The organism is Lacisediminimonas profundi (genome assembly GCF_008831265.1).
GTDB classification, from domain to species: Bacteria; Pseudomonadota; Gammaproteobacteria; order Burkholderiales; family Burkholderiaceae_D; genus Lacisediminimonas; species Lacisediminimonas profundi.
Genome location: NZ_VTTH01000001.1, coordinates 1,001,798 through 1,014,408, shown reverse-complemented (window position 1 = coordinate 1,014,408; position 12,611 = coordinate 1,001,798). Strand labels below are relative to the sequence as shown.

General features: G+C 63.7%; 12 protein-coding genes. 9 read left to right on the top strand and 3 right to left on the bottom strand.

Annotated elements, in window-relative coordinates; translation table 11 throughout:
- Positions 1-97: 97 nt before the first annotated feature.
- Together FVE66_RS04595 and FVE66_RS04590 are read left to right on the top strand one after the other, a co-directional pair.
- Entirely contained in the window at positions 98-1,252 is a 1,155-nt protein-coding gene (locus FVE66_RS04595) for an alpha-hydroxy acid oxidase (protein WP_151446416.1), read from the top strand.
- A 31-nt stretch (positions 1,253-1,283) separates the two neighbouring features.
- The gene (locus tag FVE66_RS04590) at positions 1,284-2,960 is read left to right on the top strand and encodes a thiamine pyrophosphate-binding protein (RefSeq protein WP_151446176.1); all 1,677 of its coding nucleotides are present in this window, start codon (positions 1,284-1,286) and stop codon (positions 2,958-2,960) included.
- A 21-nt stretch (positions 2,961-2,981) separates the two neighbouring features.
- Here the strand turns inward: FVE66_RS04590 and FVE66_RS04585 are convergent, their stop codons facing one another.
- Positions 2,982-3,917, bottom strand: coding sequence for a LysR family transcriptional regulator (locus tag FVE66_RS04585; protein WP_151446175.1), 936 nt, complete (start codon positions 3,915-3,917; stop codon positions 2,982-2,984).
- Positions 3,918-3,981: 64 nt separating this feature from the next.
- A complete protein-coding gene (locus tag FVE66_RS04580) occupies positions 3,982-4,917 on the bottom strand; it encodes a sugar kinase (protein ID WP_151446174.1) in 936 nt (311 codons plus the stop codon).
- A 197-nt stretch (positions 4,918-5,114) separates the two neighbouring features.
- Here FVE66_RS04580 and FVE66_RS04575 point away from each other — a divergent pair, with 197 nt between their 5' ends.
- From FVE66_RS04575 to FVE66_RS04545, 7 genes are all read left to right on the top strand, one after another.
- Complete coding sequence (locus tag FVE66_RS04575; protein WP_241673003.1) at positions 5,115-5,456, top strand: c-type cytochrome; 342 nt, start codon at positions 5,115-5,117, stop codon at positions 5,454-5,456.
- 116 nt (positions 5,457-5,572) lie between these two features.
- The gene (locus tag FVE66_RS04570) at positions 5,573-6,922 is read left to right on the top strand and encodes an MATE family efflux transporter (protein ID WP_241673002.1); all 1,350 of its coding nucleotides are present in this window, start codon (positions 5,573-5,575) and stop codon (positions 6,920-6,922) included.
- 103 nt (positions 6,923-7,025) lie between these two features.
- The gene (locus FVE66_RS04565) at positions 7,026-8,249 is read left to right on the top strand and encodes a GGDEF domain-containing protein (protein WP_151446172.1); all 1,224 of its coding nucleotides are present in this window, start codon (positions 7,026-7,028) and stop codon (positions 8,247-8,249) included.
- Between the two features lie 33 nt (positions 8,250-8,282).
- Complete coding sequence (locus FVE66_RS04560; protein ID WP_241673001.1) at positions 8,283-9,038, top strand: PIG-L deacetylase family protein; 756 nt, start codon at positions 8,283-8,285, stop codon at positions 9,036-9,038.
- Positions 9,039-9,174: 136 nt separating this feature from the next.
- Complete coding sequence (locus tag FVE66_RS20320) at positions 9,175-9,792, top strand: hypothetical protein (RefSeq protein WP_194164347.1); 618 nt, start codon at positions 9,175-9,177, stop codon at positions 9,790-9,792.
- A 109-nt stretch (positions 9,793-9,901) separates the two neighbouring features.
- On the top strand, positions 9,902-10,648 hold the full coding sequence (locus FVE66_RS04550) for a hypothetical protein (protein WP_206668709.1): 747 nt from the start codon (positions 9,902-9,904) through the stop codon (positions 10,646-10,648).
- Positions 10,649-10,997: 349 nt separating this feature from the next.
- Entirely contained in the window at positions 10,998-11,726 is a 729-nt protein-coding gene (locus FVE66_RS04545) for a glutathione S-transferase (RefSeq protein WP_151446169.1), read from the top strand.
- Positions 11,727-11,787: 61 nt separating this feature from the next.
- Here FVE66_RS04545 and FVE66_RS04540 read toward each other — a convergent pair whose 3' ends face one another.
- A complete protein-coding gene (locus FVE66_RS04540) occupies positions 11,788-12,609 on the bottom strand; it encodes an ABC transporter substrate-binding protein (protein WP_151446168.1) in 822 nt (273 codons plus the stop codon).
- Between the last annotated feature and the right edge of the window lie 2 nt (positions 12,610-12,611).

Here is a 12,611-nt window from a genome sequence, read left to right as displayed (position 1 = left end):
CAGGGCGGATGCGGGCGCAGCCGTCCTGCCCGCGGTGCAAAGCCGCCATGCAAAGCCGCTGTGCAAATCAATCATCAGGAAATTCCACGTGAAGCACATGCTGTCCATTGCGGATCTGGAGCGCGCTGCGCGCCGCCGCCTTCCTCCCGGCATTCATGGCTATGTCGTCGGCGGATCTGAAGACGAAGCCTCGCTGCGCGCCAACCGCGCCGGCTTCGCTCAATGGCAGTTCGTGCCGCGGCCGCTGACAGACGTCTCGCGCCGTTCGCAACAGACTGAATTGTTCGGCAAGACTTACGCCTCGCCGGTGGGCATCAGCCCGATGGGCGTGACCGGCCTTTGCTGCTACGACGGCGATCGCGCGCTGGCACGTGCCGCGCGCCAGGCCGGGGTGCCCTTCATCCTCAGCGGCGCCTCCACCACGCCGATGGAAAAGGTCGCGGCCGAGCTGCCCGACATGTGGTTCCAGGCCTACATCCCGTCGCGCCGCGAAGTCATCCTGCCCTTGATCGAGCGGGTTGCGGCCGCCGGCATCGGTACACTGGTGGTCACCGTCGATGTCCCGATCGCATCGGTGCGCGAGATGGAAGTCCGCAACGGATTTTCGGTGCCGCTGCGTTTTTCGCCCAAGCTGATTGCGGGTGGCTTGTCGCGCCCGCGCTGGTTGCTGCAAACATTTGCCCGCACCTTGCTCACGCAAGGCATCCCGCACTTCGAAAACTTCACCGCCACGCGCGGCGGCGCAATCATCACAGCCACCACCGGCGACCACCGGGCCGGGCGGGCTGCTCTGTGCTGGGACGACATGGAATGGCTGCGCAACAACTGGTCCGGCAAGCTCGTCATCAAGGGCATCCTGCATCCCGACGATGCGCGCCACGCGCAGGCCATCGGGGCCGATGGCATCATTGTCTCCAACCATGGCGGACGGCAGCTCGACGGCGCGATCGCGCCGATCGACGCGCTGCCGGACATCGTCGCCGCAGTTCCCGATTTCACTGTGATGATCGACAGCGGCTTCCGGCGCGGCACCGATGTGCTGAAGGCGCTGGCCCTGGGCGCCCGCTTCGTTTTTGTCGGACGCCCGGCGATGGCTGGACTGGCTCTGGCCGGCGAGCAAGGCGCTGCCCACGCGCTCGGCCTGCTGCAAAAGGAAATCGATCTCAACCTCGCTCTGCTCGGCTGCGCGGCAACTGCCGGCCTGACGCGCGGCCATGTGCACCGCGCAGGCGCACTCACGACCCAGCAATGACATGCAACAAGGACGCACGACAAGGACAATCATGAGTGAAAAAGACAAACTCCGTACAGGCGGCCAGGTACTGGTCGATGCCCTGCGCAATCATGGCGTCGATACTGCATTCTGCGTGCCGGGCGAAAGCTTCCTGGCCGTGATTGACGCGCTGTACGGCGCGCGCGACGACATCCGGCTGGTGGTCGGCCGCCAGGAAGGCGGCGTGGCCCACATGGCAGAAGCCTACGGCAAGCTGACCGGCGAGCCGGGCATCTGCTTCGTCACCCGCGGCCCGGGCGCAACCAATGCAGCGATCGGCATCCATACCGCGCGCCAGGATTCGACGCCGATGATCATGTTCGTCGGCCACGTGGCGCGCGACACCACCAGCCGCGAAGCCTGGCAGGAAATCGACTACCGGCACATGTACGGCCACATCGCGAAATGGGTCGACCAGATCGACGACGCGCGGCGCATTCCCGAGTATGTCAACCGCGCCTTCCATATCGCCACCTCCGGCCGTCCCGGTCCGGTGGTGCTGGCGCTGCCGGAAGACATGCTGACCGACATGGTGACAGCCAGCGACACCCCGCGCTATCAGCGCGTGCCCTACCATCCGGCGCCGCAGTCGATGTCGCAACTGCAGGCCATGCTGGCCGAAGCGGAAAAACCGCTGGTGCTGCTGGGCGGTGGCGCATGGACGCGCGGCGCCAGCGACGCGATTGCCAGATTTGCCGAAAATTTCGACCTGCCGGTTGTGTGCGGATTCCGCCGGCAGGACCTGTTCGACAACCGTCACCCGCACTATGCCGGCGAAGCCGGTCTCGGGATGGACCCGAAGCTGGCTGCGCGCATCAAGGCCGCCGACCTGGTGATCGCAGTCGGGCCGCGCCTTGGTGAAACCACGACCAATGGCTACACGCTGTTCGACGTGCCGAAGCCGGTGCAGCGGCTGGTGCATGTGCATCGCGATCCGAACGAGCTCGGGCATGTGTATCACGCAGACCTCGCCATCCACGCCGGCATGGAAGAATTCGGAAGTGCGGCGGCCGACCTGCCCAAGCCGGCTTCGACCCCGTGGCGCGAGTGGACGCAGTCGGCGTGCAATGATTACCAGGACAACCTGAAGCACTCGCCAGTTGCCAACGGCGTCGACATGGGCGAAGTAATGCAGCACCTGCGCGACACGCTGCCGGCCGACTCCATCATCACCAACGGCGCGGGCAATTACACGATCTGGGTGCAGCGTTTCTACCAGTACCGTGGCGTGCGCACGCAACTTGCCCCGACCAGCGGCACCATGGGCTATGGCGTGCCGGCAGCGATTGCCGCGAAACTGGTCCATCCGGAACGGACGGTAGTCTGCTTTGCCGGCGACGGCTGCTTCCTCATGAACGGCCAGGAACTGGCGACCGCGGTGCAGTACGGCCTGAACATCATTATCGTGGTGGTCAACAACGGCATGTACGGCAGCATCCGGATGCATCAGGAACGGCATTATCCGGAACGGGTGCATGCGACTGCGCTGAACAATCCCGACTTTGCGGCATTGGCGCAATCCTATGGCGCAACGGGCATCTGCATCGAGCGGACCGAGGATTTCCCAGCTGCGTTCGAGCGGGCGCGCAATGCGGGCAAGCCGGCCCTGATCGAGTTGCGCACCGACCCGGAGGTGGTGTCGCCGCGGGCCACGATCACCTCGCTGCGCAAGGCTGCGGCGGCGTAATCGGGAACAGCGTGGCGCTTGTCACGACGGCGCCGGCAGTTCGCCCGGTGCCCCCACCCTCGTGCGTGAGCGCATCTCCTGCGTCAGCATCGCCACGAACGCAGCGGTCGCCGAATTCAGCGGCCGCCGCGGATGGGTCACCGCCACCACCTGCCGTGTGATCCGTGGCGATGCGATTTCGTGCGCATGCACCCGCCCCTCCATCAGCGGACGGTGCACGCAGATGTGCGGCAGGATCGTCACCAGCTCGGACTGCTCGACCAGCTTCACGGTCGTCACCAGCGAATCGATTTCGAACTTCGGCGTCAAGTCCACATCCGCATGCTGGGCGAAACTGTCCAGGATTGCGCGCAGGCCGTGCTCGCGCGTCGGCAGCACCAGGTCGCGCCCGAGCGACGCAATCTGGGCCAGCGTCAACCGCGGCGGCAATGGCGCACCGCGCCCGGCGCCGCTGATCAGCAGCATTTCCTCATCCACGATGTGTTCGACGTCCAGCCCCAGCCGGCCGCGCGGCTTGTTGATGATCGCGACGTCGATATGCCCGCCGGCTACCCAGTCGCTCAGTGTCCGGCTGTAGCCGTCCAGCACCGTGACTTCCACCGCCGGATAGGTTTCCGAGAACGCTCCCAGCGTCTCTGCCATCACGCCTTCGGTAATCGAGCCGATGACGCCGATCTTCACGCTGCCGCTGATTTCGCCGTCGGCGCTCATGACCTGCGCGCGCGCCTGCGCGAAGTCGCGCATTACCGGCAGGAACTGCCGGTACATCTGGCGCGCCAGCGCAGTCGGCACCATTCCCTTGCGGGTGCGTTCGAACAGCTTCTGCCGCAATTCATCTTCCAGCCGCGCAATCTGCATCGACAGCGCCGGCTGGACGATGTTGAGCCTGCGCGCCGCGCGGGTAACCGTGCCTTCTTCGAACAGGCAGATGAAATATTGAACCTGGCGAAATTCCATGGCGGGATGGTATCACCGCATCCGGAACCAAAGGCTCACCAGTCCCTGGTGCAGCGCCGGATGCTCACGGTTCCAGCCTGGCGAGGAAGGATTCCACCTCGGCCAGGGTCGGAATCCCGGCCCTGCCCCCCTTGCGCGTGCACTTCATTGCGGCCACCGCACTTGCCATGCGCATGGCCTGCGCCACCCCGCACCCGGCCGCAATCGCACAGGCATAGGCGCCATGAAAAACATCGCCGGCGCCGGTGGTATCCACCACCTCCACCGGAAACGCCGGCTGGAAATGGACGCCGGCATCGTCCAGCCAGACGGTCCCCTTGGCACCGCGCGTGACCGCGGCAACCCGGCAACCGAGGTCACGTGCCCGCTGCAGGCCCAGCACCGGGCTCAGCTCGTCGCCGACATTGACGGCGTCGCCGAGGAAGGAGCGCAGGCCCGGCTCCGAAAAAATCGCATGGTCGACCAGGGGCAGCAATACCTGGTAATCCTCGGGCTCGGCAATCTCGCCATCGAGCACGGTCGGCACGCCCAGTTCCCGCGCCGCGGTATAGGCGGCGAGCGCGCCGGCGACCCAGCGCACGTCGCCATGCACTGCCTGCACTTTCGCAATCTCGGCCACCGGCAGCCATGATGCATCGGCCGGAATGTCGCTGCCGCGGAAGTTGACGATGCTGCGCTCGCCATCATTGCTGACCAGGATTGCCGAGACCGATGAGCGGGCGCCATCTACCAGGCGGAACTGGGCGACATCCACCTTATAGCCGCTCAATTCCTCGCGCATCGTGTGACCTGCGGTGTCGTTCCCGTTCCGGCCCCAGTAACTGGCGGCGCCGCCCAGCCTGGCCACCGCCACCGCCGCATTGGCGGCCATGCCTCCGCCGAGTTCGAGGTAATCATGGGCGCGGAATTTGCCGCCGCCGACCGGCAATTGGTCGACCAGCCATACCCGGTCCAGCGTGGAGTTACCAACGCACACGACGTGGATCTGTTCAAAATTCATTGTTCTTCCTCTTCACTTGCTGCAAGCTGAGGCGGCAGGATCGCCGTCAGTGCGGATGCAGTTCAAACAATACCGGAATTCACTGCTTTCCGGCTTCGAGCCGAAGCATTCCGGCTGCAAGCACTGTAAGCTGGGAGGGCAGAACCGCTGAGCACCGCCGCACGAACCGGCAATACGACGAACATGAAGAGAGACCAATGATGGCAACACGATGGCTTGCCCGGACCGCCGCAGCTGCCTGCCTGTTTGGCTGCGCCGTCGCAACCGCCGCCCCGAAAATCGAGCCCGGACGCGGCGAACTTCTCTATTCGAACCACTGCATTGCCTGCCATAACGAACGGGTGCACTGGCGCGATCAGCGGCTGGCAAAGGACTGGCAGAGCCTGCTGCATCAGGTCCGCCGCTGGCAAGCCAACACCGGGCTGACCTGGGAAGACGAAGACATACGCGCCGTCGCCCGCTACCTGAATGTGCGCTATTACCAATTCCCGGCCACCGCGGTGGGACAAACCGTTTCCAGCGGGAATCGTTCGAAATAGCATGAGCCGCGCCTGATCGGCTGGCATCATGGCAACTGCAAACACGCAGCCCTGATTCCAATGCGCCAGCACAGAACAAGCCGCCGATACCTGATCTTCCCCTTCACAAAATGCTGATGCCCTCATCACTGCCGCAGGACACCACTGCCCGGCCCGCCGACAATGCGGTGCTGCTGAAAAGCATGCTGGCACTCGCCGGCCCGACGGCGCTGGTTGCCCTGCTCCAGATCGCCGCCCAATTGACCGAGACCTGGCTCGCCGCCCGCCAGGGAACCGCAGCCCTGGCGGGCTGGGCGGTGATCCTGCCGTTCGCGTTACTGATGCAACAGATGTCGAACGGCGCCATGGGTGGCGGCGTAGTGTCCGCGATCGCCCGCTCGCTCGGCGCGTCGAAGCGGGACGACGCGTCCGCGCTGGTCCTGCATGCCGTGATCATTGCCGTCCTTGCCGGGCTTGGCTTTGCATTGGGGCTGTCCCTGTTTGCCGGCCCGATGCTGGTGGCGATCGCCGGTCCGGCAGCGAAGGACGCGACGATGATGTACGTAATCCTGCTGTTCGGCGTCGGTGCCATTCCCGCCTGGCTGTCCAATACGCTGGCATCCGTGCTGCGCGGCGGCGGGCGGCACGCGCTGGCGGCGCGAACACTGGCGCTGGCATGGTTGGCCTATCCACTGCTGTCCTGGCTGCTTGCAGAGCCTGCCGGGCTCGGGATGACCGGGATAGGTGCGGCGTTTGCCGGCGTCTTCACGATCGCCACGGTGTCCATGGCGATCGTCGTCATGCGTGGCGGCGCCGGTTTCGTACCGAACCTCCGGACCCCGGTTTCCCGTCCGCTGTTCACAAAGATACTTTCGGTCGGCGCGACGGCATGCGCGCTGGCCGCTATCGCCAACCTGACGACCATCGTTGTCACGGCGCAGTTGCGCGGCTACGGGATCGAGGCGGTCGCAGCCTACGGGATATCGGCCAGGATGGAGTTCCTGATCGTCCTGATGTCCTTCGGCGTCGGCTCGGCGCTCACCGCGCTGGTTGGCAGGGCTGCCGGCGGCCAGGACTGGCGCATGGCGCGCCGCGTCGCCTGGCTGGGTGGCGGCGTGGCATTTGCCGTCACCGCCGCCTTCGGCGTAACGGTTGCATTGGCGCCACATGCGTATGCATCATTTTTCACCAGCGACCCACAAGTGCTTGCCATCGCGACCCGTGCGCTCGGCTTCACCGGTTCCTCGTTCGGATTTTTCGGGCTGGGCATGGCGCTCTATTTCGCCTCCATGGGCGCGGGGCGGATGAAGTGGCCGGCAATGGCTGCGGTCTCCCGTTTCACTCTCGCCACAGGCGGCGGCTGGTTGCTGGCGCACGTCGCCGGGATGGGCATGGATGGCCATTTCCTTGGGGTGGCGATGGGACTGATTGCTTATGGCGGCGTCACGGCCGCCGGCGTTCGTGCGGGCGTCTGGCACAGAAAATAGCGCGGTCGGCGCCCGACGAAACTCGAAAAATCAGGTGTACAGCGCAGGGGTGAGTTACCATACGGAAACACCCCTCGAATGACCAGTATTCCCTACTGAATCAATGGACGCCCTGACCGCCGGATTGGCAATCATCGCAGTGCAGCTATGCATGGCGCTCGCCATGGGCGGAATCTATCTTGTCGACCGCAATCGGGCCGCTGGTGCCCAGTACTGGGCGTGCGCCGAAATCCTGATCGCTGCCGGCGTCGCCGGGTTCCTGTACGACGCCGGCGCAGGCCGGCTGTGGATTCTCAGTCTTTCCAACAATGCCATCGTCTGGGGCGCGGTATTCCAGCTTTGGGGGATACGCACTTTCTACGGTCACCCCCGCGGATACGACGCCTGGGTGATCGGCGGACTGTTCTTCGTGCTCCACACGCTGGTGCTGACGCAGCCGCATGTGCCACCTCGCATTGCCCTGTTTTCCGGGACGATGATGACCATGGTGTGCATCAGCTTCGCGACCGCCTGGCGCGGCAATGCCGGGCAAAGCACGCTCGGCGCATGGCTGGTGCTGGGCGCGCTCGGAACAATGCTGTTCAACAACGCATCGCGGATTACCATGGTGGCGATGGGCACCGCCGAACTGAAGCCCATGACGCAATCGGTGTGGGCAGTGTTCGTGATGTACCTGATACCGCTGGTTGGCATGGTGCTCTACTCGGTCGGCCTGATCCTGCTGTACTTTGAACGTTCGATCAAGGAGCAGAGGCACCTCGCGACCCATGACGGATTGACCGGCTTGCTCAACCGCAGCGCCCTGCTTGCTGCTGGCGAGAGGGAAATTGCGATCGCCCTGCGCTATGGACGTCCGTTATCGGTGGCCCTGGTCGACATCGACCACTTCAAGCGCATCAACGACCAGATGGGACACCAGGTGGGAGACGCCGTGCTGGTCGAGATCTCGCGCCTGCTCTCATTCACCTGCCGCCAGGGCGACCTGATCGGCCGTTACGGCGGCGAAGAATTCTGCATCATTTTCCCCGGGGTCAACGCGTCCGAATGCGAGATGCTCGGAAAGCGCTTGCTGGAGACGGTCAGGCAGTATCGCTACCTGGACCAGCACCCGGTGACCGTCAGCGCTGGATTCGCAACACTTGAGGCTGGCCAGGTCCCTGACTCCTGGAATACCTTGCTCAAGCGGGCGGACGAGCAGTTGTACCGGGCGAAAGACTACGGCCGCGATGCGTTTTTCGTTGCCTATGGGCGCACTAATCCCGACCAGGCGGAAAGCCGGCCTGCACCGGCATCCCTCTCCCGCAACGGCACGACTGCCACATGCTGAATGGCTGCGCCGGAATTTCCTGAACCGGAAAAAGTGACACCGGTTCCGCTTGATCTGACGGCGGCGGCGACCGGACGTGGATGCGCCATTCCCGGACTCGACCTGACGGTCCCTGCGACTATTGTCGTGCTCGCTCCCCATCCGGACGACTTCGACGCGATCGGCGTCACGATGCGATGGCTGCAGTCGCTCGGACACCAGATTCATGTCGCCGTCCTGACGAGTGGTGCCAACGGCGTCAAGGACGGATGGCAAGGCGCCACGCAGCCATCCGAAAAGGCCGCGATCCGCGAGGCCGAACAACGATCGAGTTGTGCCTTCTTCGGCTTGCCACCTGAGCGGCTGAGCTTCCTGCGCCTGTGGGAAGAAGTCGACGGGCGACCCTACGACGAAGCGCTTCAGTACCAGCAGTTGCGCAATTACCTGGCACCACGGCAAGCGAATATGGTCTTCCTTCCGCACGGAAATGACAGCAACCGCACCCACCGCCGCACCTGGGAAACCTTTCACTCCATCGCGACACAGGATGACCTCAAGGTCCATGCTTTCCTGAACCTGGACGCCAAGACCCTCTCCTTTCGCGCCGATGTTGTCATGTCCTTTGAGGAGGAAGCTGCCAGCTGGAAGCGCGAGTTGCTGCGCTTTCATCGTTCGCAGCAGGAACGCAACCTGAAAACGCGTGGCATCGGCTTCGATGAGCGTGTACTCGCCGTCAATCGCGCGGCCGCAGACCATGCCGCAAGCCCCAAACCCTACGCCGAGGTATTCGAACTCCAGCGCTTCGGGTAACGCCGGCGCCTGCGCCTGCCCACTGCTGCGTGCCAGAAGTAAGTGCAGTTACCAAGTGTAAGGCTGCATTGCCTGAAAGACTTGCCGCCGATACATTGCATCGAAGGCAAATGCCTGACACCAGGAAAGGAATGCAATGCGTAAATTGATATTGGCCAGCCTGCTCGCCGGCGTCACCGTCTCCGTCGCAGCGCCCAGCTTTGGGCAGACGAGCACGACGGGTACGACTGGCACAACGACCACCACCACTGGTACCACCACTGGTACCACCACTGGTACCACCACTGGCACTACCACTGGCACCACCACTGGCACTACCACTGGCACAACAGCTGGTACCACTACTGGCACTACCGCGGGCACGACCACCGGCACAACAGCTGGCACCACCACAACGACCACGACGGCAGGCAGCACGACCACCACCACGCCGCCACAGACAACTGTCACCTCGGGCACTACCGCAACCACGACGCAGCCTGCTGCGACGATCTCGAAGTCCGCATTGAACAGCAATGGCATCAACGCTACCGAGCGCCTGAAGGGTACAGAACGTGCCGCTCATCGCCACGAACTGAATCACGCGAGGAAAGCGGAGAAGGCGGAAGCGCGGCCTGACCGGATCGAGCGCATTGCCCGCGCGGAGCGTCCCGAAAAGATCGAACGGCCGGAAAGAATGGAGCGGCCGGAACGCATGGAGCGTCCGTTGAAAGTCGAGCGGCCGGAGCGGATCGAGCGCGTCACCAAGCGCTGATCGCGCCGTCGACCAGGGGCGGGTCCTGCTGAGCAGGCCCGCTTTTTTCATATCCATGGAATGATAAATGCAAGGCAAGATAATTATTCGGGGGAGCTTGCTCCTCACCATGCTGACATGCGTCGCCCAGGCAGGCTGGGCGGCGGACGCAGCGACCACCCCGGCGCTGCGCATCACCAGCGGCTTCGACACCAGTACCGGCACCTACGGCACCAGCCAGACCACCACCATTAACTCCATCCCTGTCGTGGTCGCAGTTGACACCGGCCCGTGGACGTTCAAGCTGGCACTCCCTTATGTGAGGATATCCGGCTCCGGCAACGTGGTGCCGGGCGTGGGGAAGGTGCGTAATGTCACTGGCGCCAGCACGTCTGCATCGGGCATGGGCGACGCCGTGGCCTACGCCGTCTACAACCTGGTCAACGACCCATCCCGCCAGATGGGCATCGACCTGACCGGCAAGATCAAATTTGCCACCGCAGACGCCGACAAGGGACTGGGCACCGGCCAGAACGACTATGCAGTGCAGGTCGACATCTACAAGAAGATCCAGCGGACAACGCTGTTCGGCACGGTCGGCTATGCCATGCTGGGCAGTTCGAGCACGCTGGTGCTGAACGATGTATTCAATACCAGCGTCGGTGCCAGCTACCAGTTGAGCGAGGTCGACCATGCCGGCATGTCGCTCGACTACCGTCAGAAGGCATCGGCGACCGGATTCGACCAGCGCGAACTGATGGGCTTCGTCTCGCACAAGTTCGACCGGCACTGGAAAGGCCAACTGTATGTCGTGAAGGGCTTTTCCGATGGCAGCCCTGACTGGGGCGGCGGCGCATCGATCGGCTATGCGTTCTGATCAGGGGACAGGGGAAAACCTCGCGCCGGCAAGAATATGAGCTTGCGCCTGTGTCGCATGCCCTCCAAGGACATGTGACGCAGGCGCAGCCATCTGGCATGTAACGGCCAGGGGCATCCCTTACCGCATGTTCCTTTCCGGAGGATTCTGCCCGACACCTGGCCAAGACTGGTCCGGACCACTACTGTGGACCGCTGCGCTTGACCGATCAATTCGTCCAGCCCAGAATCGCAGGGCTCATGCCAGCAAAAGGCCTGCTGATGGAAGTCAACTGCAGCCAGTCCTGCCTGGCGGTTTGCGTCGCTGCCAGCAGCAGCGCGCCCACCCTGCCCCACCCGGAGCCCATCCCATGATCTACCAACTCTACTACTGGCCCGGGATTCAAGGGCGCGGCGAATATGTCCGGCTCGCACTGGAGGACGCAGGTGCCCGGTACATCGATGTTGCCCGCTTGCCGGAGAATGACGGCGGGGGTGTGGCTGCCATGGAAAGATTGATGAACGGTGCATCGGTGGAGCGGCCACCGTTCGCGCCGCCGTTCCTGAAAGCCGGCCGCCAGCTGATCGGGCAGACCGCCAACATCCTTCTGTATCTCGGAGGGCGGCTCGACCTAGCGCCGCGCGATGCCGCTGGCAGGCTCTGGACGCATCAACTGCAGCTCACCATTGCCGACTTCCTGGTCGAAATCCACGACTGCCACCACCCGCTAGGCGTCGGCCTTTACTATGAACAGCAGAAGCCTGCATCGAAAAGCCGATCGGACGAATTCCGTGACAACCGGCTATCGAAATTCCTGGACTATTTCGAAGGGGTGCTGCAACGGAACCCGGCAGCGGGTCCCGGCATGGTCGGGGAGCGCATCACCTATGCCGACCTGTCGATGGCACAGGTAATTGCGGGGCTGCGCTACGCCTTTCCGCAAGCCAGCCGGAAGGCGCTGCGCGCCTGCCCCCGTCTGCGCGAGTTGCATGATGAAGTCTTTGCACGCCCGCGCATCAGGGACTACCTTGCCTCGGACCGTCGCCTGCCCTTCAATAACGATGACATCTTCCGCCATTATCCGGAACTTGACGGCTGACTTTGGCCGCTACTTTGGCCGCAACCTGCCCCTGCTTGACCCTGCTTGACCCTGCTTGACCCTACTTGGCGCTGCTGGCCGACGGAAAGAACAGCTGCTGACCGTCCACCTTGAAGTCTGCAATCTTCTTCTGCCCTTCGGCTGACGTGATCCACTCGATCAGTTCCATCGCGCCCTTGTGGTTGATGTTCTTGTACTTGGCGGGATTGACCGCAATGATGCCGTACGGGTTGAACATCTTCTTGTCGCCTTCCACCGCCACCACCAGCCCGGTCTTGGCGCGGTAGGCGCCATAGGTTGCTCGGTCGGTCAGCGTGTACGCCTGCATCTGCGCCGCCATGGTCAGCACCTCGCCCATTCCGAGGCCGGCCGAAACATAAGCGCTGCCCTCCGGACGCGCCCCGGCGTCTTTCCAGTAAGTCTTTTCCATCTGGTCAGTGCCGGAATTGTCGCCGCGCGAAATGAATTTCGCCTTGCCTGCGGCGATCTTCTTCATGGCGCCGATCACGTCCTTGCTGCCCTTCACGCCGGCCGGATCGGCAGTCGGGCCGACGATGATGAAATCGTTGTACATCACATCGCGGCGCTGCACGCCATGTCCCTCGGCGACGAACTTGTCCTCGGACGGCCGGGCATGCACCAGGGTCACGTCGACGTCGCCGTTCCTGGCGAGTTCGAGTGCCTTGCCGGTGCCGACCGAGATCACATGCACCTTGCTGCCGGATTTTGCTTCAAACGCGGGCAACAGGAATTTCAGCAGGCCGGATGCTTCGGTGCTGGTGGTGGTGGACAGCTTGATGACATTCTGCGCAGCGGCCGGCAATGCGGCTGCAAATCCAAGTGCGAAAGTGACGGCGGCGAAGCGCGCCTTCCAGTTAAACATTC

Coding starts and splice junctions, on each gene's coding strand:
- FVE66_RS04585 (WP_151446175.1), bottom strand. CDS start 3,917: ATGGAATTTCGCCAGGTTCAATATTTCATCTGCCTGTTCGAAGAAGGC.
- FVE66_RS04580 (WP_151446174.1), bottom strand. CDS start 4,917: ATGAATTTTGAACAGATCCACGTCGTGTGCGTTGGTAACTCCACGCTG.
- FVE66_RS04545 (WP_151446169.1), top strand. CDS start 10,998: ATGATCTACCAACTCTACTACTGGCCCGGGATTCAAGGGCGCGGCGAA.
- FVE66_RS04595 (WP_151446416.1), top strand. CDS start 98: ATGCTGTCCATTGCGGATCTGGAGCGCGCTGCGCGCCGCCGCCTTCCT.
- FVE66_RS04550 (WP_206668709.1), top strand. CDS start 9,902: ATGCTGACATGCGTCGCCCAGGCAGGCTGGGCGGCGGACGCAGCGACC.
- FVE66_RS04540 (WP_151446168.1), bottom strand. CDS start 12,609: ATGTTTAACTGGAAGGCGCGCTTCGCCGCCGTCACTTTCGCACTTGGA.
- FVE66_RS20320 (WP_194164347.1), top strand. CDS start 9,175: ATGCGTAAATTGATATTGGCCAGCCTGCTCGCCGGCGTCACCGTCTCC.
- FVE66_RS04575 (WP_241673003.1), top strand. CDS start 5,115: ATGATGGCAACACGATGGCTTGCCCGGACCGCCGCAGCTGCCTGCCTG.
- FVE66_RS04565 (WP_151446172.1), top strand. CDS start 7,026: ATGGACGCCCTGACCGCCGGATTGGCAATCATCGCAGTGCAGCTATGC.
- FVE66_RS04570 (WP_241673002.1), top strand. CDS start 5,573: ATGCCCTCATCACTGCCGCAGGACACCACTGCCCGGCCCGCCGACAAT.
- FVE66_RS04590 (WP_151446176.1), top strand. CDS start 1,284: ATGAGTGAAAAAGACAAACTCCGTACAGGCGGCCAGGTACTGGTCGAT.